Annotated in this window: 19 protein-coding genes; 9 read left to right on the top strand and 10 right to left on the bottom strand. The window is 57.0% G+C overall.

Features of this window, described 5'->3' with window-relative positions:
- Positions 1-150 precede the first annotated feature (150 nt).
- The 7 genes from rpsA (at position 151) to IE102_RS03595 (ending at position 9,115) form a co-directional block, all read left to right on the top strand.
- Complete coding sequence (gene rpsA / locus IE102_RS03625) at positions 151-1,845, top strand: 30S ribosomal protein S1 (RefSeq protein ID WP_189485007.1); 1,695 nt, start codon at positions 151-153, stop codon at positions 1,843-1,845.
- 300 nt (positions 1,846-2,145) lie between these two features.
- Positions 2,146-2,442 (top strand): integration host factor subunit beta, encoded by a 297-nt coding sequence (locus IE102_RS03620; RefSeq protein ID WP_189485006.1) that lies wholly within the window; start codon positions 2,146-2,148, stop codon positions 2,440-2,442.
- 80 nt (positions 2,443-2,522) lie between these two features.
- Positions 2,523-2,918, top strand: a complete 396-nt coding sequence (gene mscL / locus IE102_RS03615) for a large-conductance mechanosensitive channel protein MscL (RefSeq protein WP_229807544.1) — start codon at positions 2,523-2,525, stop codon at positions 2,916-2,918.
- 95 nt (positions 2,919-3,013) lie between these two features.
- On the top strand, positions 3,014-3,964 hold the full coding sequence (gshB, locus tag IE102_RS03610; protein ID WP_189485005.1) for a glutathione synthase: 951 nt from the start codon (positions 3,014-3,016) through the stop codon (positions 3,962-3,964).
- A 176-nt stretch (positions 3,965-4,140) separates the two neighbouring features.
- Positions 4,141-5,721: a YifB family Mg chelatase-like AAA ATPase gene (locus IE102_RS03605; protein WP_189485004.1), complete on the top strand. Its 1,581-nt coding sequence runs from the start codon at positions 4,141-4,143 to the stop codon at positions 5,719-5,721.
- A 52-nt stretch (positions 5,722-5,773) separates the two neighbouring features.
- On the top strand, positions 5,774-7,330 hold the full coding sequence (locus IE102_RS03600) for a response regulator (RefSeq protein WP_189485003.1): 1,557 nt from the start codon (positions 5,774-5,776) through the stop codon (positions 7,328-7,330).
- Between the two features lie 75 nt (positions 7,331-7,405).
- On the top strand, positions 7,406-9,115 hold the full coding sequence (locus tag IE102_RS03595; RefSeq protein ID WP_189485002.1) for an AmpG family muropeptide MFS transporter: 1,710 nt from the start codon (positions 7,406-7,408) through the stop codon (positions 9,113-9,115).
- A 23-nt stretch (positions 9,116-9,138) separates the two neighbouring features.
- Here IE102_RS03595 and IE102_RS03590 read toward each other — a convergent pair whose 3' ends face one another.
- Positions 9,139-11,421 (bottom strand): NADP-dependent malic enzyme, encoded by a 2,283-nt coding sequence (locus IE102_RS03590; RefSeq protein WP_189485001.1) that lies wholly within the window; start codon positions 11,419-11,421, stop codon positions 9,139-9,141.
- A gap of 244 nt (positions 11,422-11,665) precedes the next feature.
- Between IE102_RS03590 and mutS the strand changes: the two genes are divergently transcribed.
- Together mutS and IE102_RS03580 are read left to right on the top strand one after the other, a co-directional pair.
- A complete protein-coding gene (gene mutS, locus IE102_RS03585) occupies positions 11,666-14,395 on the top strand; it encodes a DNA mismatch repair protein MutS (RefSeq protein WP_189485984.1) in 2,730 nt (909 codons plus the stop codon).
- Between the two features lie 49 nt (positions 14,396-14,444).
- Positions 14,445-17,267, top strand: a complete 2,823-nt coding sequence (locus IE102_RS03580; RefSeq protein ID WP_189485000.1) for a [protein-PII] uridylyltransferase — start codon at positions 14,445-14,447, stop codon at positions 17,265-17,267.
- A 6-nt stretch (positions 17,268-17,273) separates the two neighbouring features.
- Here IE102_RS03580 and IE102_RS03575 read toward each other — a convergent pair whose 3' ends face one another.
- The 9 genes from IE102_RS03575 to miaB all read right to left on the bottom strand — a co-directional run bounded on the left by IE102_RS03575 (position 17,274) and on the right by miaB (position 26,390).
- Complete coding sequence (locus IE102_RS03575; RefSeq protein WP_229807543.1) at positions 17,274-17,798, bottom strand: hypothetical protein; 525 nt, start codon at positions 17,796-17,798, stop codon at positions 17,274-17,276.
- Positions 17,799-18,043: 245 nt separating this feature from the next.
- The gene (trmB, locus tag IE102_RS03570; protein WP_189484998.1) at positions 18,044-18,763 is read right to left on the bottom strand and encodes a tRNA (guanosine(46)-N7)-methyltransferase TrmB; all 720 of its coding nucleotides are present in this window, start codon (positions 18,761-18,763) and stop codon (positions 18,044-18,046) included.
- A 79-nt stretch (positions 18,764-18,842) separates the two neighbouring features.
- Positions 18,843-20,018 carry a methionine adenosyltransferase gene (metK, locus tag IE102_RS03565; protein WP_189484997.1) on the bottom strand — a complete coding sequence of 392 codons (1,176 nt, stop codon included), beginning with the start codon at positions 20,016-20,018 and terminating at the stop codon, positions 18,843-18,845.
- A 137-nt stretch (positions 20,019-20,155) separates the two neighbouring features.
- Positions 20,156-20,575, bottom strand: coding sequence for a helix-turn-helix domain-containing protein (locus tag IE102_RS03560; protein ID WP_189484996.1), 420 nt, complete (start codon positions 20,573-20,575; stop codon positions 20,156-20,158).
- A gap of 85 nt (positions 20,576-20,660) precedes the next feature.
- Positions 20,661-22,337, bottom strand: coding sequence for an apolipoprotein N-acyltransferase (lnt, locus tag IE102_RS03555; protein ID WP_229807542.1), 1,677 nt, complete (start codon positions 22,335-22,337; stop codon positions 20,661-20,663).
- A 9-nt stretch (positions 22,338-22,346) separates the two neighbouring features.
- The gene (locus IE102_RS03550; protein ID WP_189484995.1) at positions 22,347-23,252 is read right to left on the bottom strand and encodes a hemolysin family protein; all 906 of its coding nucleotides are present in this window, start codon (positions 23,250-23,252) and stop codon (positions 22,347-22,349) included.
- Positions 23,253-23,566: 314 nt separating this feature from the next.
- Positions 23,567-24,052, bottom strand: a complete 486-nt coding sequence (gene ybeY, locus IE102_RS03545; RefSeq protein ID WP_189484994.1) for an rRNA maturation RNase YbeY — start codon at positions 24,050-24,052, stop codon at positions 23,567-23,569.
- Positions 24,052-25,014 (bottom strand): PhoH family protein, encoded by a 963-nt coding sequence (locus tag IE102_RS03540; protein WP_189484993.1) that lies wholly within the window; start codon positions 25,012-25,014, stop codon positions 24,052-24,054. Before IE102_RS03540 ends, ybeY begins: the two co-directional genes overlap by 1 nt.
- The gene (miaB, locus tag IE102_RS03535; RefSeq protein ID WP_189484992.1) at positions 25,011-26,390 is read right to left on the bottom strand and encodes a tRNA (N6-isopentenyl adenosine(37)-C2)-methylthiotransferase MiaB; all 1,380 of its coding nucleotides are present in this window, start codon (positions 26,388-26,390) and stop codon (positions 25,011-25,013) included. The genes IE102_RS03540 and miaB overlap by 4 nt, the downstream gene beginning before the upstream one ends.
- Positions 26,391-26,489 lie beyond the last annotated feature (99 nt).

The following is a 26,489-nucleotide window of genomic DNA, read 5'->3' as shown; positions in this document are numbered from 1 at the left end:
TCCGTTTGTAGATCATCCGGACTCCGACTCCGCAAAATAACCCCACTAAAGCCGCCCCCTTCGGGTCAGGCTATGCGCCGGATATCCTTATGTCCTGACGTATCGCCACCAACGCCCCTGAGACATGCGCCAACAAAGTCAAAAATCTATATGAGCGATTATAATCCCTCCCGCGATGATTTCGCCGCCCTTCTCGACGAAAGCCTTCATGGCCGCGAGATGCTTGAAGGCCAGGTCGTCCACGGCCTCGTCGTCGGCGTCGAAAAAGACTTCGTTATCGTCGATGTCGGTCTGAAGACCGAAGGCCGTATCCCGTTGAAAGAGTTTGGCTCGACCGAAGCCGGCGCCGCACTTAAGGTCGGCGACAATGTCGAAGTCTATCTTGAGCGCGTCGAGAACGCCATGGGCGAAGCGGTCATCAGCCGCGAGAAAGCCCGCCGCGAAGAAGCCTGGACCCGCCTCGAAGTTATCTTCAACAAGGGCGAGCCGGTCATGGGTACGATCGTGGGTCGTGTCAAAGGCGGCTTTACGGTCGATATGGACGGCGCTTCGGGCTTCCTGCCGGGCTCTCAGGTCGATATCCGCCCTGTGCGCGACGTGGCCCCGCTTATGGGCAAGGAACAGCCTTTCGCCATCCTGAAAATGGACCGTCCGCGCGGCAATATCGTCGTATCGCGTCGTGCTATCCTCGAAGAAGCCCGTGCCGAACAACGCACTGAGCTGGTCGGTCAGTTGGCCGAAGGCGAAATCCGTGACGGCGTCGTCAAGAACATCACCGATTACGGTGCGTTCGTTGACCTCGGCGGCATCGATGGCCTGCTGCACGTCACCGACATGTCCTGGAAGCGCGTCTCGCATCCGTCGCAAGTCCTGGCGGTTGGCGATCAGGTTCGCGTTCAGATCATCAAGATCAACCCGGACACCCAGCGCATCAGCCTCGGCATGAAGCAACTGCAATCCGATCCGTGGGAAAATGTTGACGTTAAGTATCCCGTCAATGGCAAGTTCTCCGGCCGTATCACCAACATCACTGACTACGGCGCGTTCGTTGAGCTGGAATCAGGCGTTGAAGGTCTGGTGCACGTTTCGGAAATGTCGTGGACCAAGAAGAACGTCCATCCGGGCAAGATCGTCTCGACTTCGCAGGAAGTTGACGTGGTCGTCCTCGAAGTTGACGCCTCCAAGCGCCGCGTGTCTCTGGGCCTGAAGCAAGCTCAGGAAAACCCATGGGAAGCCTTCGTTTCGGCCCATCCGATCGGTTCGACCATCGAAGGTGAAGTTAAGAACGCGACCGAATTTGGTCTGTTCGTCGGCTTTGAAAACGACATCGACGGCATGGTTCACCTGTCGGATCTCGACTGGAACGTGGCCGGCGAAGAAGCCATCGCCAAGTACAAGAAGGGCGATGTCGTCAAGACCAAGGTTCTGGACGTTGATGTCGACAAAGAACGCATCAGCCTCGGCATCAAGCAACTGGCCGAAGATCCGATGACCGGCGACACCTACCGTAAGGGCCAGACCGTGACGGTTACCGTCACCGAAGTCACTACGGGCGGTATCGAAGTCAAGTTCGGCGACGACAGCGCCCCGATGAGCGCCTTCGTGCGTAAGTCGGACCTGTCGCGCGACCGCAACGAGCAGCGCGTTGAGCGCTTTGCTGTCGGCGACCGCATCGACGCTCAGGTCACCAACATCGATAAGGCGGCCCGTAAGGTCAGCGTTTCGATCAAGGCACTTGAAATGGCCGACGAAAAGCAGGCTATCGAGCAGTACGGTTCTCAGGACTCGGGCGCTTCGCTCGGTGACATCCTGGGTGCAGCTCTGCGCGGCGCCACCAAGGAGTAATCCTTAAATAAACGCCGGATTGAGGTTTATCCCCCAATCCGGCGCATTATCCAATTAAGCTCCCGCATCCTATAGGGTTTTCGTACCCGATACCGGATGCGGGAGCTTTTTTATGGTTTCCATATTTTTTACCAAGGTATAATCGCTTAAACCGCACAGCCGTTGCATTTGTTAGCGGTAACATAAGCGTTAACACTAAATAACCCCTTGAACTGCCTTTCGTTTTAAATCATGCTCGTGTCTTCAAGGTTACATTGGCTGGTTTAACCCATTATCTGCTTTAAACTCTTGGGGGAGTAAATGCTGAAGTCCGAACTCATTGAGCGTCTGGCGTCGGAATATCCGCATATGACTCAAAAAGATGTCGAGCGGGTCGTGAATCTGATTCTGGACTCGATGATCTCGACCCTCGAAAAAGGCGGTCGCGTCGAACTGCGTGGTTTTGGCGCTCTGTCGGTGCGTTCACGCCCGGCCCGCGTTGGCCGCAACCCCCGCACCGGTGAATCCGTCAACGTCCCCGCCAAGCATGTGCCCTTTTTCAAAAGCGGCAAAGAACTGCGTGAACGCCTGAACCTGAGTGGCGACGACAACGAATAATTTTAATTTTTAAACCCGGCACCCAACCTGTGTGAACGGGTTTTTTGCGGCCAGCGTTTATTAACCATAAGGACGAGATCTTGAGCATTGTCTCTGAATTCAAAACCTTTCTTATGCGCGGCAATGTCATCGATCTGGCGGTCGGTGTGGTCATCGGCGGCGCGTTCGGTAAGATCGTGACGGCTCTGGTCGACAACATCATCATGCCACCGATCGGGATGCTGACCGGCGGCGTTGATTTCTCCGAACTTAAGCTGGTTTTGAAACCGGCTGCCGGTGATGTGGCGGAAGTGGCCATATCCTACGGCCTGTTTATCAATACCCTGATCCAGTTCGTCATCATTGGCGCCGCCATCTTTATGGTGGTCAAGGCCATCAACCGTCTGATGCCGCCCCCGCCGCCGCCCGCCGTGGTCGCAGGCCCGACTGAGCAGGAACTTCTGGCCGATATTCTGGCGGAACTGAAAAAGAAGTAAGCCCCGGCTGAGACTATAAAATTTAAAAGCCCGCGCCGTCATTGCGCGGGCTTTTGTTTGGCCTATATAGAAACCTGAATATAAAGAGGTGTGTTATGAGCTTGCGCGTCGCCATCCAGATGGACCCGATTGAAAATATCAACATCGCGTCCGACACCACCTTTCTGTTGATGATGGCCGCGCAATCCCGTGGCCACAGCCTGTGGGTTTACGATCCCGCCCACCTCTCGCTCGAAGACGGCAAGGTCTATGCTCGCGCCCGCAAGGTCACGCTGCGGCCCGTTAAGGGCGATCATGTCACCGCCGGCAATTATGAAACCCTGAACCTGCACACCGACATAGATGTCGTGCTGATGCGCCAGGACCCGCCGTTTGATATCGCCTACATCACCGCCACCTACCTGCTGGACCGCATCCACCCGCAGACCCTGGTGGTCAATAACCCGACCGCCGTGCGCGATTGCCCGGAAAAGCTATTTGCGACTGCCTTTGACGGCCTTCAGCCCCCGACCCTGATCAGCGCCGATCCGGTCGCCCTTAACGCCTTCCACGAAAAGCATGGCGATGTCATCTTAAAGCCCCTGCATGGCGCGGCCGGCTCAGGCATCATCAAGCTTGCGGCAGGGGACCGCAATCTCGACGCCCTGATTGAGCTTCATGCCTCAATCAGCCGTGAACCCTTGGTGCTGCAAAAATTCATCCCCGCCGTAAGCCTTGGCGATAAGCGCATTATCCTGATCGATGGTGAGGTGGCAGGCGCGATCAACCGTGTCCCCCCAAAAGATGCGGTACGCTCCAACCTGCGCGTCGGTGGCGTGGCCGAACCCGTGCAATTAACAAAACGTGATCTGGACATCTGCGCGGCCGTAGGGCCAGTGCTCAAAGAAAAAGGCCTTATGTTTGTGGGCCTTGATGTCATCGGCGATTACCTGACCGAAATCAACGTCACCTCACCCACCGGGGCGGTACAACTAAAGGCGTTTGAGGGGGTTGATGCCGGGGATATTTTGTGGGATCGGATAGAGCAGAAACGTCTCCCCACCTGACCTTAAATCGTTATCCGTAAGCCCTATTGGGCACGCCCTAAACGGCGCATAGATTTTATTGCGCGTTTGTTCATTTTTTGTTCTTGATTTGTCTTTGAGAATATGTTGAGCTGTGGATAAGTTCTGCGTTTGATTCCACACTCCCTGCATAATTATTCCGTAAAAGGCATTCCTGCATGCGCGTAACTACCATTGCCTTTGAAGGGGCAGAGGCCCGCCGGGTCGAGGCCGAAATTCAGCTCACCGGCGGACAGGTGGCCTTTTCTATTGTGGGTCTGGGGGATAAGGCCGTCGCCGAAAGTCGGGAGCGGGTGCGCGGGGCCTTTGCAGGGCTTGGCCTTGGCTGGCCGGGTAAGCGTATCGTCGTTAATCTGGCGCCTGCCGACCTGCCCAAGGAAGGCTCTCACTTTGACCTGCCGATTGCCCTGGCGTTGATGTCCGTCATGGGCATTATCCCTGCCGATGCGCTCGATAACTATGTCTGTGTGGGAGAGCTAAAGCTCGATGGTTCCATCGGGGCTATTACCGGCGCCCTGCCCGCCGCTATGGCCGCCTCCAGCTTTGGCATGGGGCTGATCTGCCCCGAAGACAATGGCCGCGAAGCCGCCTGGGCCGGTGATGTCCCGATCCTTGCGCCGCGGTCGCTGATTGCCCTGATCAACCATTTCAAGGGCCACAGCCTGCTGTCGCGGCCTGAACCGGGTGAAATTTCACTACCCTCTAAACCGATGGATCTCAATGAGGTCAAGGGTCAGGAACTGGCTAAGCGCGCGCTCGAAATCGCCGCGGCGGGCGGCCATAATCTGTTGTTTGTCGGCCCACCCGGTTCAGGCAAATCCATGCTGGCCCAACGACTGCCGGGCATATTGCCGCCTCTGACCTCACGCGAATTGCTGGAAACCTCACAAATCTGGTCGATGGCGGGGTTATTGAATAAGGGCGAACTGACCCGCGATCGCCCCTTTCGCTCCCCTCACCATTCCGCGTCCATGGCGGCCTTGACCGGGGGTGGCCTGCGCGCCAAACCGGGCGAGGTGTCCTTAGCCCACAACGGCGTGCTTTTCTTAGATGAACTGCCGGAGTTCTCACCACAAGCTCTGGATTCTCTGCGCCAACCCCTTGAAACATCAGAAATTGTGGTGGCGCGGGCCAATAACCACATCAAATACCCCGCCAGAGTTCAGTTAGTTGCCGCCATGAACCCATGCCGGTGCGGCTATGGTGGTGTCGGCAAAGGCGCGTGCGGCAAGGCCCCAAAATGCCTGCGCGACTATCAGGGCCGGGTGTCCGGCCCGTTGATGGATCGCATCGACCTGCAAATTGACGTGCCGCCAGTCACAGCCGCCGACATGGCCCTGCCTCCCCCGGTAGAGGGCTCAAAAGAGGTCGCCGCCCGCGTTATGGCCGCGCGCGAAACGCAAATCAGGCGCGCGGAGCAACTTGGGCTGTCATCGGATAATACACTTAATGCCACGGCTTACGGCGCGGGCCTTGATGCCATTAGTCCGCTGGATAACACCGCCCGCGACCTGCTCACCCAAGCCGCACAGCAATCAGGTCTGTCGGCACGTGGCTGGACGCGCTGCGTGCGACTGGCGCGCACCATTGCGGATCTGGAAAGCGCCATGTCAGGTATATCCACACCCATCCTGCGTCGCCACATGGCCGAAGCTCTGATTTATCGTCGCACCACGCAAAGCGAGGGGGCACAAATGGTTTCTTCACCGAAAGCGGCGAGCTTTTTGGCGGGACATTAACTTTTTACGTCTAAGATCAGGACCGGGTAAGAATTATCTGTAGGGGGAGTCTATGACCGCTCACCAAGGTGCGCAAAATTTCAGTGCGGATGAGTTTGAGGCAAAGCTTGCCGAAACCCTTGCCGCCGAAGAACGCCTCAAAGGCCGCGAAGATTTCCTTAAGCTGTTAAGCCACGAAATCCGCACGCCGCTCAATGGGGTCATGGGCATGTTGTCGCTTTTGTCGCGCACGGACATCAGCGCGGAGCAGGAATCCTATATTCGTACCGCCCGCGATTCCGGCGAACATTTGCTGTCGATGGTCAATGACCTGCTGGATTATGCGCGCATTGATGCCGGTCATATCGAGCTTGAAACCACGCGCGTCGATCTGGAATCCCTGCTGCAAGGGGTGGCCGAGCTGTTGTCGCCGCGCGCCTATAGTGGTGGCATTGAGATCGTCTGGAGCCTTGATCCCCAGCTAGAAACCATTCAGGCCGACGAAGGCCGTTTGCGTCAGATTCTGTTTAATCTGGCCGGTAATGCGCTTAAATTCACCACCACTGGCGGCGTACTTATTCATGTCGGGCTGACCCGCGCCGGACTTATCCGGTTTAGTGTCACCGACACCGGCCCCGGTATCCCGCTTGAGGCGCGCACCCGCATTTTCGAAGAATATGGTCAGGTTGACCCCAAACGCGATGCGGCCCGTTATGGCGGCGCAGGGCTTGGGTTGATGATCGTCAAAAAACTGGTCGCCGCCATGGGTGGCGCGCTCACCCTCGACAGCGAAATGGGCATAGGCTCGACCTTTGCTGTTGAATTTCGCGCCCCCTACAGCTTGCGAAAAAAGACAGCGGCCCCCGACATGCCGCATGAGGTTACGCTGGTGTCGGTCAATCAAAGCCTGCATGAAGGCGCAAAGGCTCACCTGAGTGCCTATGGCACCGAGGTTCACCTGAGCGACACGGCGCAAGGAGCCAGCATAATCCTTGCTGATCGCAGCCATATGGCCGAAGGGCCCGTCACTGCACCCGGTCCGCGCTGCCTGATCCTGCTGACACCTGAGCAGCGCGCTGAGATTCCTAAGTGGCGGGAACTGGGCTGGGCGGGTTACCTCATTAAACCGTTGCGCCGGAAATCGCTTAAAGAACAGATTGAGGCCCTGCACAGCCAAAACCCCAATCGTGCCACCGCACGGCCCGCCAATGATGACGATGAACGCATAACAGGCGCAGACGAGGTAAAAATTAGCGGTGAACCGCATGTGCTTTTGGTCGAGGACAACCCCGTCAACGCCTTGCTGGCGAAGATCCTGCTGCAACGGGAGGGCTGTCTGGTCGAGCGGGTTTGCTCCGGCGAAGACGCCATTGCCATTCTGCCCGAGCGTAACTTCGATATTGTGTTTATGGATCTGGGCCTGCCCGGCATTGATGGACTGGGCGCCACCCGCCAGATCAGGGCCATGAACATTACCACCCCGGTCGTAGCCCTTACCGCCAATGCCTATGACGAAGACCGGCGCGCCTGTCTTCAGGCCGGCATGAACGACTTTTTGACCAAGCCGATCGAGATAAATGCCCTGCGTCAGATGCTGGTGACCTGGACACCCAAAACCGCGCAAACTTAAGGCTTTATCCCCGTCAGGTTTCGCGTTACCAAAGTGGCTAAGGCGTGATTTGATCGACGGGATTTCATAGCGTTCATGACTGATAAAACCGGTGCGGCCCCGAAAAAGAGTTTCAAGGATGTTCTGAAAATCTTTTTTCAGCGCCGCACTCTGGTGATGATAGGCTTGGGGTTCGCGTCGGGCCTGCCGCTGTCGCTGATCTTCGACACCCTATCGATCTGGCTGCGTAGTGTCGATTTATCGCTGACCGCCATTAGCTATTTCTCGCTGGTGACCTTTGTCTACAGCCTGAAATTTGTCTGGGCGCCGGTTCTTGACCGCATCAGCATCCCCGGCCTGACCTACCTGATGGGCCATCGCCGCGGCTGGATATTGCTCAGTCAGATCGTGATCATGTTTGGACTGTGGGCCATATCGACGCTCAATCCGCAAACCCAGCTTCCCCTTGTGGCACTGGTGGCCATACTGATCGGCTTTGCAGGCGCAACCCAAGACGTCGTGATCGACGCGTGGCGAATCGAAACGGCGGGCGATTCCACTGACAATCAAGCTGTACTAGCCACCGCCACCGCCTGGGGGGCGCGCATCGCCCCGTTCGTGTCTGGTATTGTGCCGCTGCTACTGGCCGACACACTCGGCTGGGGGTTTGCCTATGCGCTGATGGCCGCATTGATGGGCATAGGCGTTATAGCCGTGCTATTCGCCCCCAAGGAAGCCGAACATAAGGTGCGGCCCATCGACTATGGCGACGCCGAAGCCCGCCCGGCGCTGGAGGCGCTGGAATGGGCCGGACGTTTGCTTGTTATGCTCTTCGCCATCTGCCTTTTAGGCGCAGGCCTTACCGCCAATGTCGACCTGTTCAAAGGCCTGTTCCCCAGTGAGTCCGCCTTTGATGCCGTCAAAACCGTCTGGACGGCCCGCGAAACCGGCATATTTCTGCAATTACCCGCAGTGTTAATGGGGTTGGGGCTTCTGGTCATGGCCTGTCTGCCGCTACCCGGCACACCGACCCGACCCGGAGCCTATCTGCGTCAGACCTTTGTGGTGCCGATCGTGGCGTTTTTTGAACGCTACGAAAATATCGCGTGGCTGATTCTGGCCATGATCTGCATCTACCGCGTTTCGGATTTCGTGCTGAACGTCAACGGTGCGTTTTATGTCGATCTGGGCTTTGACCTGCCGGTTATTGCTGAGGTGCGCAAAATTTTCGGGGTCATCATGACCATGGCCGGTGTGGCGCTGGGCGGGATCGTCATGACCCGTTTCGGGATCAAGTTTTCGCTGATTTTCGGTGCCATCGTGGGATCGTTGTCCAACCTCGCCTATGCGTGGCTGGCGACCAAAGGCAATGACGTTATGGCGTTTTCGATCGCTCTCGGTATCGACAATGCCTCCGGCGGGGTCGCGGGCACGGTGCTGATCGCCTATATGTCGTCGCTGATCTCCAAAGGCTATGCGGCGCAGCAATATGCGCTGTTTACCTCGCTCTATGCCTTACCGGGTAAGCTTTTGGCATCGCAATCGGGTAAAATCGTCGAAGAGTCAGCCAAGGCTTCAGACGGGCAATCGTGGGTCAGTGGGGTTTTTGCCAATACGCCCGCCATCGCCTATGCCAAACCGGCGGAGACCCTGGGTGTATCACCTCAAGCCTTGGGAGCAGGCTATATGCTGTTTTTCACCTACACAGCTCTGATCGGGGTGGTGGCAATCATATTGGCCGTATGGGTGATCCGCGCCTATGACCCGGATATGAAAAAACCGGCTGAAAATCTTCAGCCGGTCTAAACATTTATTCTATTTGAAGAAGATTACCCGCCGATATCAGCGCGCACATCATAGGCGGCAAAGGTCGCCATGGTCAGGATTTTCGACACCGAATCCGACAACTGACAGATTTGCACCGGCTTTGACAGACCGAGCAAAAGCGGGCCGACCACGGTTGCCCCGCCCAGAGCCTCAATCAGCTTGGTGCCGATAGAGGCCGACTGAATGGCTGGCATGATCAGCACATTGGCCGGAGCCGTCAGGCGCTGGAACGGATAGTTGGCCCAGGTGTCGGGATTGAGCGCCACGTCAGGCGGCATATCGCCTTCGAACTCAAAATCGACGCCGCGCTTTTCGAGCAGTTCCACGGCGCGGGCCACACGTTCACCGCGCTCCCCGGCCGGGTTACCAAAGGTGGTGTAGCTCATGAACGCGACGCGCGGGGTGTGACCCATGCGGCGCACCGCCATGGCCGCTTCGATCGCAATATCACCAAGCTCTTCCGGGGTCGGCAGTTCGGCCACGGTCGTATCGGCGATAAACACCGTCTTGCCCTTAGCGAGGATGATCGACATGCCCATGACACGGCCGCCCGGTGCCGGATCGACCACGCGCAGCACGTCCTCAAAGGCCTGATCGAACGACCGCGTCAGGCCAGTGACCATACCGTCGGCGTGGCCGGAAATCAGCATGGCGGCGGCAAACGAGTTACGGTCGAGGTTGATCAGACGCTCCACATCGCGCTTTAAGTAGCCTTTGCGTTGCAGGCGGGAATACAAAAGCTGCGCATAGGCGTCGCGGCGGTCGGTCAGACGGGCATTGATGATTTCAATGTTCTCTTCCGCCGGATTGAGACCCGCTTTACGCATGCTCTCATGCACAAGACTTTCACGACCGCACAGGATGGGCGTCCCCAATCCTTGCGCCTTAAAGGCATGGGCGGCGCGGATGACGCGAATGTCTTCGCCCTCAGCAAACACGATGCGCTTAGAGGGGCGCGACCGGACTGACGCCGTGATATTTTGCAAAAAGCCCGCCGACGGATCGAGACGCTGGGCCAGTTCCTTGCGGTACGCTTCCATATCCTCAATCGGCTTGCGCGCCACACCGGTGTCCATGGCGGCCTGAGCGACAAACGGCGGCACGTACCAGATCAGGCGCGGATCGAACGGCGACGGAATGATGTAGTCGCGCCCGAATTTCAGGTGACGGCCCTGATAGGCGGCGGCCACTTCGTCGGGCACATCTTCGCGCGCCAGTTGGGCCAGAGCCTGGGCACAGGCGATCTTCATTTCATGGTTCACGCGGCGGGCCCGGACATCGAGCGCCCCACGGAAAATGTAGGGAAAGCCCAGGACGTTATTGACCTGATTGGGATAGTCCGAACGACCGGTGGCAACAATAGCGTCGGATCTGACCTTGGCCACATCTTCGGGGGTGATTTCCGGATCGGGGTTGGCCATGGCAAAGATGATCGGCTGAGGGGCCATGGTCGCGACCATTTCCGGCGTCAGCACGCCCTTGGCCGACAGACCTAAGAACACATCGGCCCCGACCAGAGCTTCGGCCAAAGTCCGCTTAGGCGTATCGGTGGCGTGGACCGATTTCCATTGGTCCATATCGATGGTGCGGCCTTTATAGACCACGCCGTGAATATCGACGACCGTGGTGTTTTCAGGCTTCACGCCCATGGCCTTGATCAGGCCGAGCGACGACAGGCCCGCCGCCCCGGCACCACACAGGACAACCTTGACGTCTTCAAAGCGTTTGCCGGTAACCTCAAGTGCGTTGATCAGACCGGCAGCGGCGATGATGGCCGTGCCGTGCTGATCGTCGTGGAAAACCGGAATATCGGCCATGTCCTGCAAGGCGGACTCGATGATGAAACATTCCGGCGACTTGATGTCTTCAAGGTTGATGCCGCCGAACGCTGGCGTGATGTTTTTCACCACCGTGATGAACTCATCCGGGTCCTGCGTCGTCACTTCGATATCGAAGCTGTCGATATCGGCAAAGCGCTTAAACAGCACCGACTTGCCTTCCATGACCGGCTTTGAGGCCAGCGCCCCCAGATTGCCCAGCCCCAGAATAGCGGTGCCGTTCGATATCACCGCCACCATGTTGCCTTTGGCGGTATAGTCGTAGGCGAGGTCTGGGTTTTCAGCAATTTTGCGCACCGGCACGGCCACGCCCGGCGAATAGGCCAGCGCCAGATCGCGCTGGGTCGCCATGGGCTTGGTGGCCATCAGAGCAATCTTGCCCGGTTGCGGAAATTGGTGAAGGTTTAGCGCTTCTTCATCACTGAAGGTTTGTTTTTCAATTGGCATGAGATACTCGGTTTCGGCCTTTTATATTATAAATTCCCGGTGGTTTTTATTTTACGGGCTTTATATCAACACCTTAACGACAAAGGCGACTAAAATTTGTGCGCACAAAACTTCACTTAAAATATGCGTTTGTTTCGCAGGCGCCGCACACTTACCCTTGGGTCAACTAAGGCTTTGAAAAATGACTGTGTAATGTGCCGCATAATAGCTAGGCACAAAGGTTAACAGTGTTTAAGTTATGGACATGAATGCTTCGTTTTCGACCCCCGAAATTACTCCCGAAGAATTGGCGGCGCGCTTAGAAGGTGCGACGCCCGTTATCGCGCAATATATTGAGACCAAGGCGTCTCAACCCGATGCACTTTTGTTTTTCCGCATGGGCGATTTCTATGAGGTATTCTTTGACGACGCCGTAAAGGCTGCCGCCGCGTTAGGGCTGGCGCTGACCAAACGCGGTAAGTATCAGGGCGAAGACATACCCATGGCGGGCGTGCCGGCCCATGCCGCCGAAGCCTATATAGCCAAGTTAATCCGCGCCGGTTTCAGAGTCGCCGTGTGCGATCAGCTCGAAGACCCGGCAGAGGCCAAGAAACGCGGCTCAAAATCGGTCGTCAAACGCGGGATTGTGCGCATCGTCACCCCCGGCACCCTGACCGAAGACAGTTTGCTGGAGGCCAGTGGTGCCAACCGGCTGGTGGCCATATCTGCGCGGGCCGGGGTTATGGCACTGGCCTGTGTGGAACTGTCGACCGGCGACGTCGAATGTCTGGAGGTCACGCCGGAAAGTCTGGGGTCGCACCTGTCGGCGCTCAGGCCGTCTGAGACTCTGGTGGCCGACCGCCTGCTGGGCGATGAGGCGGTTTACGGTCTGGTCAAGGTCTTGGGCGGCGTCATTCAGCCTCAAGCTGCGGCCCTGTCCGATCCGGCGGCGGGCTTAACGCGGCTAAAGCGGCTTTACGGCGTTGAAACCCTTGATGGTTTTGGCGCGTTCAGTCCAGCGGAGGTGTCGGCGCTTGGCCTGATTGCCGCCTATATCGATGTCACTCAGGCCGGTAAGCTGCCGGTGCTCAAAGCGCCGCGAAGGCTGGGGGCCCAGACCTTTCTGGCCATCGATCCGTCAACCCGGGCCTCGCTCGAAATCGACCGGGCCCAGCGCGGTGGCCGCGAAGGCTCATTAATTGCCGCCATCGACCGCACCATGACGTCAGGCGGTTCGCGCCTGTTGTCGGCACGGCTGGCGCGGCCGCTGATTGATCCGCTTGCGATCAATGCCCGCCTTGATGCGGTTGAGTGGCTGATCGAGCGTAGAGGTTTGCGTCAGGAGGTTCGCAATACTTTGCGCGGTCTGCCCGATATGGCGCGCGCCCTGTCACGGCTCGGCCTTGGGCGCGGTGGCCCGCGTGACCTTAAGGTCATCAAGGACTGCCTCAGCCATGCGGGCGGGCTGATCCAACGGCTGCAATCGGCGGATCGCGATAGCTCGGCGCTCGATACCCATCCGGCTGAGATCATGGCCCAGATTACGTCGCTTACGCCTTCCGAAGCCGTTGAGGCCCTGAACTACCGCTTAGGTCAGGCGCTGGTCGATGAGCCGCCGCTTATGGCGCGCGACGGCGGCTTTATCCGTCCGAACTATAACGCCAATCTCAACGCGGCGATCAATTTAAGGAACGATAGCCGTCAGGTCATTCTGCAACTGGAAGCCCAACTTCAGGGCGAGACGGGCCTGCCGCTCAAGATCAAATATAATGGTGTGCTGGGCTACTTTATCGAACTGTCAGCCAAACAGGCCGAAGGCATTGCCACGTTACCTAATGCCGCGCACTTTATCCATCGCCAGACTCTGGCCAATCAGGTGCGTTATTCGACCACGGAGCTGATCGATCTCGATAGCCGGATTCAGCGCGCGGCCTCCGATGCCCTGACGCTGGAACTCGCCATTTTCGAGGACTTGCGCGAAGAGGTGCGTCATCTGACCCACGAATTGCAGCAGATGTTCGACGCGGTCTGTGGGCTTGATGTCGCCTGTGCGGCCGCCGAGTGGGCCGAGGATCATGAGGCCACCCGCCCGGTCATTTTCGATGGGCCGCTGTTTGACGCCAAGGGCGCCAAGCACCCGGTTGTGGTGCAGGCCTTGCGGTCTGAGGGCAAGCCGTTTACCCCCAATGACTGCTGCCTTGATGCGTCGGGGCAAGCCGGAGCACGACTGTCGCTGGTCACCGGGCCGAACATGGCCGGTAAATCGACCTTTTTGCGCCAGAACGCGATCCTGATCATTATGGCGCAGGCGGGGCTTTATGTGCCCGCCGCATCGCTTAAGCTGGGCGTGGTCGACCGGCTGTTTTCCCGCGTTGGGGCCGGTGATGATCTGGCGCAGGGGCGTTCGACCTTCATGATGGAAATGGTTGAAACGGCGGCGATCCTCAGTCAGGCCACGGATCGCTCATTCGTTATTCTGGATGAAATCGGGCGCGGCACAGCGACCTTTGACGGGCTGGCGATTGCGTGGGCTTCCGCTGAAAACCTGCATGAAACTATCAAATGCCGGGCCCTGTTTGCCACCCACTACCATGAGATGTCAAAGCTGGAGCAACTGCTGTCGGCATGCGAGAATATCTCCCTGACCGCCAAAGAACATAACGGCGATCTGATCTTCCTGCACGAAGCCAAAAAGGGGGCAGCGGATCGCTCTTACGGGGTGCAGGTCGCCAAACTGGCCGGTATGCCGCCCCGTGTCGTGGCCCGAGCCCGCGATATTCTGGAGCGGTTAGAGTCGGAAAACGCCACCCGCCTCAAGCTGGATGACCTGCCGTTGTTTGCCAGCCTCCAACCGGAACCGGTCAAAAATGTTGCGCCGCAACAACAATCCGAAGCCGAAAAAGCGCTGTTAGCGCTAGACCCTGATGATTTAAGCCCCAGAGAAGCCTTAGAGGTCATCTATCGTTTACGGAATCTGGTTAAGATCGATGCTTAAGTTGCCAAATCACGTTGCCAAACATCCCTGGCATAACCACCTGTAGTTCATGTTGACCCATACCCACCCGCATCCTTACCAGTTCCGCATCAACGGGCAGCTCCTGCGTCAAAAGCTGACGCAGGCCTATGAGGACTCGACGGGCGATGTCTATGATCTCAGACGGCGGGCGATTGCGATCCTGAAAGAAGCTTGGGATCAGGGTAGGGAAAGTATTCTGGCCAATATCGACCATGAAAAAGGCGGCTTATCGACCGCCCGCGCCGTGGCGAAATGTGCCGATGAAATCATCAGCGCCCTGTGGGACTTTACCCTGACCCACGTCTACCGCGCCCGCAACCCGACCGAGGGTGAGCGGTTATCGCTGGTCGCCGTGGGTGGTTACGGACGGGGCGAGCTTGCCCCCTATTCCGACATCGATCTTTTGTTTCTGCGGGCTTGGCGCGAAACGCCGCACTCAGAAAGCGTGATCGAATTCATTCTCTACAGCCTGTGGGATCTGGGCTTCAAGGTCGGCCATGCCTCGCGCACCGTCGATGAAACCCTAAAATATGCCAGGGATGATCACACGATCCTGACCGCCGTGCTGGAATTCCGGCCCATCGCCGGTGATCTTGATCTGGTGCAGAACCTCAAAGACAAGCTGGCGTCAGATGTCATCCGCAACGGTGCCTACGCCTTCATTGCAGCAAAGCTGGATGAGCGCGACAACCGCCATGCCAAGCTCGGTGATGCCCGCTATGTGGTTGAACCCAATGTCAAAGAGGGCAAGGGGGGGCTGCGTGATCTGCATACCCTGTTCTGGCTGGCCAAGTTTCTGGCCGGTACCACGCCGTCGCCGGTCAATAAGGGCTGGTTTGCGCTGGAAACCATACTGACCGATAAGGAACGCACCACCTTCCTCGCGGCCTTTGAGTTTTTGTGGAAGGTGCGCATATTGCTGCACATCATCTCCGGACGGGGCGATGACCGGCTTGGGTTTGATGTCCAGCCCGAAATCGCCCAGCGCATGGGCTATATTGATAAAAACGGCGAACCGGCCGTTGAGCGTTTCATGCGCCGTTATTTTGTGGTCACCAAGGAAGTCGGTGCCCTGACCCGTATTTTCTGCACCAAACTTGAGGCCCAGCAGACCAAGCCGCTGCGCAAACTCAGCTACATGATCCAGTCGTCGATCATGTCGCTGGCCAAGCCCGACCATCCGGGCTTTATCATCGACGCGGGCCGCTTAAGCGTGCAGTCGCCCGACATCTTCATCAAGTCGCCCGAAGCGATGTTTTCGCTGTTCAAGATGGCCGACCGGCTGGAGCTTGACCTGCATCCGGATGCCTTTACCGCCATCAACCGCAATTTGAAGCTGATCAATCCGGCTTTGCGGCGCGACCCCAAGGCCGCCAAGCTGTTCCTCGATATTCTGGTGCGCGGCAAAAACCCGTACCGTACCCTGTCGCTGATGACCGAAACCGGATTGCTGGGCCGCTATATCCCTGAATTTGGCCATATCGTCGCCCAGACCCAGTTCAATATGTATCACGCCTATACGGTCGATGATCACACCCTGCGCGCTATTGGCATCATCCGCGATATCGAAACCGGCCGCTATACCGAAGACCACCCGCTGTCGTCGTCGATCCTGCCGCATCTGGCGGACAAAGAGACGCTGTATTTGGCCATGCTGCTGCATGATGTCGGTAAGGGCGGCGAAGACGGTCAGGAGATCGGCGGCGAACGGGCGGCGCGTAAGGCCTGCGATAGGTTGGGCCTCAAAGACTGGCAGATCGATCAGGTGGCATGGCTGGTGCGCAATCACCTGGTGCTATCGGATTTTGCGCAAAAACGCGATGTGTCCGATCCTGAAACCATCGCCGCCTTTGCGCGGATTGTTGAAACGCCGGAGCGTCTGCGGTTGCTGCTGGTGCTGACCGTGGCCGATATCCGCGCGGTCGGTCCCGGTGTGTGGAACGGCTGGAAAGGCCAGTTGATGCGCGATCTGCTGCACGCGACGGAGGCCGTCTTCCGCGGTGGCCGTGAAGCCGATGCCGCTGGCTTTGCCCGTGAAAATATCCGCGAACGCTCTGAGGCCGCGCGCACCCATCTAATGGCCCAAAAGCCGGATATCCGTGACTGGCTGGCCACGATGGAAGATTCCTATGTGGTGGCGTTTAGCGAAAGTGAAGTGCTGGATCATGCCGTGCTGGCGCGCTCAGCCGAGGCCGGTCATCCCTCGGCTCTGGCCTATGTTGACCCTAAGCGCAATGCCACGGCGCTGTCTGTCGCCGCCAGGGACCGGCCCGGCCTGTTTGCCGATCTGTCGCGGGCGCTGGCCAATTTGGGCGCCAATGTCGTCGGCGCGCAGGTGTTCACCTCAAAAGACGGGCTGGCGCTCGATATTTTCTACGTTCAGGATATTCAGGGCCTGCCTTATGGCCACGATACCGAACGCAACCTGAAACTGGCCCAAAGCGCGCTTGAAAAGGCGGCAGTCGGTGGGGCAAAGCCGCTGGAGATGGGGCGCAAACCGCTGGCGGCGCGCATGGCCGCATTTGCAATCGCGCCGACGGTGGTGTTTGACGACGATAGCTGTAATCACGCCACCATTATCGAAGTGTCCGGCCGCGACCGCTCCGGGCTTTTGGCCGATATCGTCGACGCTTTAAGTCAGGCGAAACTGAATATCGCCTCGGCCCACATCGATTGTTACGGGGAGCGCGCGGTCGATGCGTTCTACGTCAATCCGGCCAATGATGATCATGCGCACCTGAACAAGAGTCAAAAATCCCAGCTTAAAAAAGAACTGCTGAAAGTGCTTGATCCAGAGTTGAAACAGACGGGAAAAGTGCTGGCCAAGGCGCGGGCGTCGCTCGCACGTTAGTACCACTTATGTTCCGAAGCGGGAATATTCTTCCGGAATCTCAATGCCATAGAGATAGCCGCCGTACATGGCCATCAAAAGATAGGTCACATAGCCGCCGATACCGACCACCAGCAACAGCATGACCCAGGCGGCGGGCCGGTTCTTTTTCTTGAATATGTCAAAGGCGATGCAGCCCATGTGGGTAAACAGCGCCATGATCGCCAGCCCGTAAAAGCCGTACGCCACATACTGCCACGGCCAAACCTGAAACTGAGCGGCGATGAAATAGGCATTGGTATCGAGATTGAACACATAGCGCGCCACCCCGATCATGGCGACATGGACAATCATAAAGACGGCCATGTAGATACCGGACGCCGCCTGTAGCTGATGGATAATATCCTTGCGCTCCGTCCAGATATCGCGGCACAGGGCGTAGCCGGTGATGATCTGTAAGGTCAGGGCCAAAAACAGGCCCATCTCAACCACCGGATGGCGGTAAACCAGACGCACAGCGTCCATGAACTGAAGGGCAGCGTCAATGCCCATCAGTCCCACCAGATGATTTGTCAGATGTAAAATAAGGAAAGCAAAGACGACTGCCCCCGAAGTCTTATGCAGGCTTTCCATCTGTACGCTGCGGGCCCCCGCCCCTCGAAACCGTGCCTCATTTAAGTCTCATTTTCAGGCGGCTGAAAAGAGGTTTTTTCAAAAAACTTATCTAAATCTGATTTTTGTGGCATTCATGCCGAACATTAGCGCATCAGGCGAGTTTTGCACCATGCACTATGCGGTTACCGTGGCTTTCTGACAAAATCGAAGAAGATCGGCGCACAATCGCCCAACTTTTTTTCCTCATAGCGCGTGGTGACATGGTCGGCCGGCGGTGTATTCCACGCGGCCTGACCTTCGGCGGGCCAGATGAAATCCGGACTTTTCAAAAACCGCTCCAGCGTCCAGTCGGCATAGTCGGCCCAGTCGGTCGCAAAACGCACCCGCCCGCCGTCCTTTAGCACCCGCGCAAAGGCGGCAATCGTCTCAGGTTGAATAAAACGGCGCTTATGGTGGCGCGCCTTGGGCCACGGATCGGGGAACATGATGAAAATGCGCTCGATAAATCCATCGGGCAATTGATCAATCAGCGGCCGCACATCCCCGGCCAGCAGGCGGACATTGTTAAGTCCCGCCTCATCGATATGGCGCAGGGCCGAACCGACGCCATTCAGGAACGGCTCCCCGCCCATGATCAGGGCGTGCGGATGATGACCGGCTTGGGCGGCCATATGCTCACCGCCACCAAACCCGATTTCGAGCCAAACTTCGGTTGCGTCAGCATATTCGATGCGGGGATCAGCCACGATTCTGGCCAACCGCGCCTCATCCAGTACGATCTGCGGCAAAAGGCTGTCGAACAGGCTGGCCTGACGCGGCTTTAAGGTGCGCGCCTTGATGCGTCCAAATGAACGCATCGGCCCCCAGGTTGGGGTATCTTGAGATTTGGTGTCGTCGGTCATGCGGCGCTTTTAGGCACTATTTTAAAGAAACTCTAGGGGGCAAGCCCCCTAGAACACAAAACTTTCGCTTATGCCTCGACTAAAACGCTCCGTGCAGGGCTTCGACCAGATCGGTCTTTTCCCATGAGAAGCCACCGTCATTATCCGGCGTGCGGCCAAAGTGGCCATAGGCGGTCGTGCGCTCATAGATCGGCTTATTCAGACCCAGATGGGTGCGGATGGCGCGCGGCGTCAGGCCCCCGATCAGTTCCGGCAGCAGCTTCTCCAGCGCCTCAGCATCGACTTCGCCGGTGCCGTGGGTATCGACATAAAACGACAGCGGCTTTGACACCCCAATCGCGTAGGACACCTGAAGGGTGCATTTTTTCGCCAGACCCGCCGCCACAACATTCTTAGCCAGATAGCGCAGGGCATAGGCGGCTGAGCGGTCCACCTTAGTCGGGTCTTTACCCGAAAACGCACCGCCACCATGAGGGGCCGCGCCGCCGTAGGTATCTACAATGATCTTACGGCCCGTCAGGCCAGCATCGCCATCCGGCCCGCCGATGACGAAATTGCCAGTCGGATTGACCAGCCATTCGGTCTCATCGGTCACCATGCCTTCGGGCAAGACCTCAAGCGCCAGGGGCTTGATGATCGCCGCCACATCTGCGGGGCTTAGGCCATCATGATGCTGATGTGACACCAGAATTTTCAGGATACGGCTGGGCACACCGTTTTCATAGAGCACGGTCACCTGCGATTTTGCGTCAGGCTCCAGAGACTTGGCCTCACCGCTATGGCGGGCCTGTGCCAGACGATGCAGGATATTGTGCGACCATTGCAGCGGCGCGGGGGTCAATTCATCCGTTTCATCGGTCGCGTAGCCGAACATAATGCCCTGATCACCGGCGCCTTCGTCCTTATCGTCACCAGCATCAACGCCCATGGCGATATCCGCTGATTGGGCATGCAGGTGGCAGGCATAGTCCGCCGACGCCCAGTGAAAGCCCTTTTGGGCGTAACCGATGTCCTTGACGGCGTGGCGCACCTTGTGCTCCAGCCCACCAATAATGTCCTCGATCAGTTCGTCATCAGCGCGCACTTCACCGGCCAGAATAATGCGGTTGGTCGTGACCATGGTCTCACAGGCCACGCGCGCTTCGGGGTCACGTCCTAAGAAGGCATCGACCACCACATCGGAAATGCGATCGGCCACCTTATCCGGATGGCCTTCGGAAACGCTTTCGGATGTAAAGATATAGGAAGGACGCATGGTAAGGCTCCGCCGTGAACTAATGCCATAACCATATAAAGATATGTTTATATGACTTCAAGGATTATCGTCACGCAAATAAGCCCCGCCGGTTGGCAGGGCTTATTTATCAGGGTTTAAAAAATTCAAACCCGCTTTTAAGCGTCTTCGTCTTCCGCCAGCGTGCGCACCAATTCAAGAATACGGCGGCGCTGCTTGGTGCTCTTGATCCGAGGAAAGGCTTCAGCCAGTTCGATGCCTTCGGTCGTCATCAGGAACCCATGCACGAACTGTTCAGACTCGGATTCCGAGAAACCCTCAACCGCCTCTGACTGACCATAGCCCTCAAAGAAATATGCCACCGGCGCCTTAAGAGCCTTGGAGATTTCATAAAGTTTTGAGGCGCTGATGCGGTTCGAGCCACGCTCATATTTCTGGACCTGCTGGAAGGTCAGATCTATCGTTTCGGCCAAACCTTCCTGCGACATGCCTAAAAATTTACGGCGCATCCGTACGCGTGCGCCGACATGCAAATCGACCGGGTTTGGCGACCGGTCTGTTTTTGATATATCGTCCAATTTCTGCCTCTGTAAAAAACTACGCCTGACCTAAAAGGCTGGGTCACCAGATTTAATTGCTACTAGCCATATACGCAGCTATCGCTTAACTGGTTTTTTTGACCGGCCTTAACAAAGTATTATACGGCAGAAGAATCAAGCTAAAAATTGTAATAAAGATGACATAAATGACATAGAATTTTCCATATACGGTAAGTTTTACCACTTTTGGTATCATTACATCAATGTAACCCGCATAGCCTACTCCAAGTTTAGTTGACGGTATTACACGACCAAGTGGATCAACAACCACAGATATTCCCGTAGGCGTTGATCTCACCATAGGTAAACCTTGCTCAATCGCCCTATAAGCTGAAAGGTTTAAATGCTGAACCGGACCACTTGTTGGGCCAAACCAGGCATCATTTGAAATATTAACAATCCATTGCGGCCGCTTATCTGGTTTACCAAAGCTGTAATTACTTTGATCAAGCGCAGGAAACAGTCCCTCATAACAAATAAGCGGCAGAAACGATGGTATACCTTCTACAGTCATCGTTTTTGTTCTGTCGCCGGGTGTGAAGCCGTCGCCAATATTGACCAGATTTTTAAACCCAATCTTAGTCAGCAGATTCTCGAACGGCAAAAATTCTCCGAACGGGACTAATTTAAATTTATCATATGCCGCAACAATGCGCGTTTCATGCGCTTTTTGCTGAATAACCAGCATGGTATTGCGCCAGACCATGTTGCCGCCCTTATCAAGATCAGAGCGATAGACCCCCATCATCAGGGTCTGATCCGGCTCCAGCAGGCGCGCAAACACCTCTGATGTCCATGAACTGGCCGAGAATAATTCTTCTGCCGACGCCGGTAATGCGCCTTCTGGCCAGATCACAATATCAGGGCGTCGCCCGTAATCAGCACCCGTCGCCGACCATTTGGCATATTTGGGTTTGGCTTTGGTCATGGCCACATAGTCGCGGACAATGCGTGAAAACTCACTTTCCGTCCATTTGGCCTCCTGTCCGATATTGGTCTGCACCAGACGCACCGACGTATCGGACGGTGTGATCTCAGTACGGATCAAACGATACTGGCCAAAAGCGAAACAGACTAATAAGGCTCCCGCCGCGACCATGACCGGGCGATAACCTTTAAGGCCCTGCGCCGGTTTGATAATGGCAATGCTGGCAAAGGCCATGACCGTGATCAGGCTCAGGCCGTAAACCCCGACCAAGGCCGCCATCTGCGACATGGCCGAGCCCGCCATCCAGCTTGCGCCGGCCGGATTCCACGGAAAGCCGGTGAATATCCAGCCACGGATCATCTCAAAAGCGCAGAACCAGACCGCAAAACACATGAGGCTTTTCACGCCGGATTTGGGCGCGAACCGCGCATAAACGACGCCGAACAGACCCCAGAAAAAGGCGATCATGGCGGGCAGGATCATCACCGCGAACGGGGCCATCCAGCCAAAGGTTTCGGCATCGACCAGAAACGCTTCGGCCACCCAGAAACAACTGATCAGGAAATAGACAAACCCGGCCCAGAACCCGACCGCAAACGCCCGCCTGAGCGGTTTTGGCCCCAGATCGCCATTGAGCACATAGAGCAACAGCCCGTACCCAAACAGACCCGGCAAAAATCCAAACGGCGGATGAGCCAGCGCCGCCAGCGCCCCGGCAAGCGCCGCCAGCCGTTTTGGCCCAACATAGCGCCTTAAGGGCGAAAGCTGTTGGCCGAACGCCGCCATCCGTGTTCGGAGATCCGCTGAAAGCATGTTGCGCCCTTATTCGTCTTTGTCGGTGTCTTCGGACAATTGCGCCTCAGTAAGCGGATGCAGACGCAGGCGCTTGATGCGGCGGGTATCGGCATCCATGACTTCGATATCAAAGCCCGCAGATTTATGGCGCACGACCTCGCCTCGGCGCGGCACCCGCCCCGCCAGAACGGCGACCAGCCCGCCCAGAGTATCGACCTCTTCTTCGGTATCTTCAGGATAAAGCGTAAGGTTCAGCCGTTCCTCAAGGGTTTTAAGCTCGACCCGGCCATCGGCCTCAATCACGCCCGCGCCATGTTCGATAATATCAAGGGCGGCGTCATCATCATATTCATCGTCAATGTCACCGACCACGGCTTCGATCAGGTCTTCCATCGTCACCAGACCGTCTGTGCCGCCAAATTCATCGATGACCATGGCCATGTGGGTACGCTCGGCCTGCATTCGCAGCAGCAGTTCGTGGGCCTTCATTGACACCGGCACATAGAGCACATCGCGGCGCAGGCGGTGCAGGATCGGCTCGGCCCAGTTCGGCCCGGAGCCATCGACATTCTCCGGCGACAACACCTTAAGCAGGTCCTTGATGTGCAGAACCCCGATCGGATCATCCAGAGTTTCACGAAAGATCGGCAGGCGCGAATGTTCGCTCTCAATGCAGATCCTGACCACGTCCGCCAGAGTACAAGACACATCAGCCGCCACAATATCGGCGCGTGGCGTCATGACATCCGCGACACGCAGGGTCTGAAATTCACGGGCATGATTGATGAGGTCGGCGGCGACATCCTTAGCCGGACTGAGGGGGTCCGCGTCGGCGTCCTCAGCGGCGGGTTTGCCCCACCCAAACAGGGACAGGATGGATTTTTTTGAGGATGTCTGTGGCGATGGACTCGCCGGGTCGTCGGAGCTGGGCATGATGTTAGGCCGTAAACTCATAAATTTCATGATATTGGCGACTGAAAGGGCTAAATAATGCTAGGAAATAGACACAGATCAGGGCCATCCCCTGTTCAAGTCTATTTCCGACGCAGTATGACGCCATTTCGTCGTCCGCCCGTGAAAACACGGTTTTGTTTTCACAAAACCTAATGGGATGCGGACCGTTTGCACGGACTACGGTGTCGTAAAATTTTGAAAATGTAAGCATTTCCAGCAATTTTTCTCCTGGTATCCGCACAAACGGCCTCACACCAATATTATGAAATTTATGAGTTTACGGCCTAAGGATATCAGGTCTCATCTGTCAAATAGGGATCGGCAATATTCAGGCTTTTGAGGACGTCGCGCTCAAGGTCTTCCATCTCTTGAGCCTCAGTCTCAACCATATGATCATAGCCTAATAGATGCAGCGCGCCGTGTATACTGAGATGTGTGACATGGTTGGCCAGAGTCTTATTCTGCTCCTTGGCCTCACGCACGCAGGTCTCAAGCCCCAGCGCCATGTCCCCCAGATGGGCGATGTCGGTAACACCCGCAATCTTAGGCGCCGGAAATGACAGCACATTGGTCGGCGCGTTCTTCTGGCGGTACTGCTTGTTGAGATCTTTCATCTCGGCATCGTCGGTCAGCAGCACGACTATGTCGGCCTGCTGGCTGGTTTCCAGATGGGCAAAGGTCGCCTCAATCGCCGTTTGGATCAGGTGCGGGGCCTCCGGCAGCACGTCGAGCCAGTCTTCATGCTCAACCTCAATGTCTACCAAAACCGGACTTTCCATCAGGATTCCTTAAATTCGTTATCATAGGCGCGCACGATCCGCGCCACCAGTTCATGACGCACCACGTCATCGGCGGTCAGGCGTGACACGCCCACACCCTCCAGCCGCCCCAGCAGACTGACCGCGTGGGCCAAACCTGACTCGCGCGCATTGGGCAGATCGACCTGCGACGGATCGCCGGTCACCACCATTTTTGAGCCTTCGCCCAGACGGGTCAGCACCATCTTCATTTGCTGCTTCGTGGTATTTTGCGCCTCATCGATAATCACATAGGCGTTCGACAACGTCCGACCGCGCATATAGGCCAGAGGCGCCACCTCAATCTCATTGCGTTCACGCCGCTTTCGCAAACCGTCCGCCCCCAGAATATCGTCCAGCGCCTGCCAGATCGGCATCATGTAGGGATCGACCTTTTCATTCAGGTCACCGGGCAGAAACCCCAGTTTTTCACCGGCTTCAACGGCGGGACGCGCGATCACCAGCCGATCAACCGCGCCCTTCATCAAAAGCTGCGTGCCGTGCGCCACCGCCAGAAAGGTCTTACCCGATCCGGCAGGACCAAGGCCAAACACCAGTGATTTGGTCAGAAGCTGCTGAAAGTAACCGGCTTGCCCCTCGGTCTTAGGCACGACCGCGCCCTTGCGGCCCATGACGACGACATGAGAGTTTGAGTGATGATCGGCCCAAGCCGGGGTCTTACCCAACGGATTCTGGATCAGTAACCGCACATCGGCTTCAGAGATATCAAGGCCCTTATCAAAGCGTTTTTTGAGGGCCCCAAATATCGCCTTGGCCTTCTGACGGCCCGCCACATCGCCGGTGACGCTTAAGCCCCCGCCCGGTGTTTCGACCAGTACATTATAGGCCGCTTCGATCAGCGCCAGATAGCGCTCATTCGGGCCGGTCAGGGCCAGAACCCCGTCTTCGCTCAGTTCGATAAAATCGTCGGTTACGGTGCTCAAACAAGTTCCTTAATCAGTTCGCCCTGCAAACTGTTATTGCCCAGAGCGACAATTTTGACCGGCACGATCTGTCCGATCAGGTGGGCGGCGTCTTCGGCAAAGACCGAATGCAGCCACGGCGAGCGGCCAATGCCCTGCTCATTATGACGCCCGCGCTTATCGAACAACACGTCGATCGTGCGCCCGATCAGCCCAGCCTTAAAGGCCTGCTGCTGCTCTATGATCAGGGCCTGCAGCGCTTTCAGGCGCTCATCGGCGACCTTGTCGTCAACCTGACCCGGCATGGCAGCGGCGGGCGTACCCGGACGCTTTGAGTATTTAAACGAGAATGCCGAGGCGTATTCGACCTGACGGATCAGGTCCATCGTGTCCTCAAAATCCTTATCAGTCTCATCGGGGAAGCCGACGATGAAATCACCGGACATAGCGATGTCAGGATTGGCGGCCTTGATGCGGGCGATCAGCTCGATATAGCTTTCGCGCGTATGTTTGCGGTTCATGGCCCGCAAAATCTTGTTCGAGCCCGACTGCACCGGCAGATGCAAGTACGGCATCAGTTGCGGGATATCAGCATGGGCCTGAATGAGATCATCACCCATATCGTTGGGGTGGCTGGTGGTATAGCGAATGCGGTCAAGGCCGTTAATCCCGGCCAGGGCTTCAATCAGCCGCGACAGGGTCGATTCCGCACCGCTCTTGTCCGCGCCGTTGAACGCATTGACGTTCTGGCCCAAAAGCGTGATTTCGCGCACACCTTTATCGGCCAAACGGCGGGCTTCATCCATAATCTGCGCTACTGGCCGCGACCACTCCGCCCCGCGCGTATAGGGCACCACGCAGAAGGTGCAGAACTTGTCGCAACCTTCCTGCACCGTCAAAAACGCGGTCGGGCCGGAAACCTCGCGCTCGACCGGCAGCTTATCGAATTTTTCATCGGCGGCAAAATCGGCCATCAGGCGCTCACCGCGCGCGCGGGTGGTGCGGGCAATCAGTTCCGGCAACTGATGATAGGCCTGCGGGCCGACCACCAGATCAACCGCCGGCGCCCGGTTCATGATCTCAGCGCCTTCGGCCTGGGCCACGCAACCTGCGACGGCAATGGTCATGCGACCGCCGCCACGGGCTTCTTTGTCTTCGCGCATTTCCTTGAGGCGGCCAATTTCGGAATACACCTTTTCGGCGGCCTTCTCACGGATATGGCAGGTGTTCAGCAGCACCAGATCAGCATCTTCCGGTGCATCGGACATGACATAGCCCAGCGGGCGCAGAACATCGGCCATGCGCTCACTGTCATAGACGTTCATCTGACAGCCGTAGGTTTTAATATGCAGACGCTTTTGGCCCAAAGACTGGGAAGTCGATACGGTTTCACTCATGCCGGTGCTTATGAGCGTTTGGGCCTTTTTTTTCAAGAGAGAAGACAGGATTTTATCCACAAGGCTGCGCCGGATATCGCGCGCCACCCATTGATCAAT

Source organism: Asticcacaulis endophyticus, assembly GCF_014652575.1.
GTDB classification, from domain to species: Bacteria; Pseudomonadota; Alphaproteobacteria; order Caulobacterales; family Caulobacteraceae; genus Asticcacaulis; species Asticcacaulis endophyticus.
This window is presented reverse-complemented; position numbering and strand designations above follow the sequence as displayed.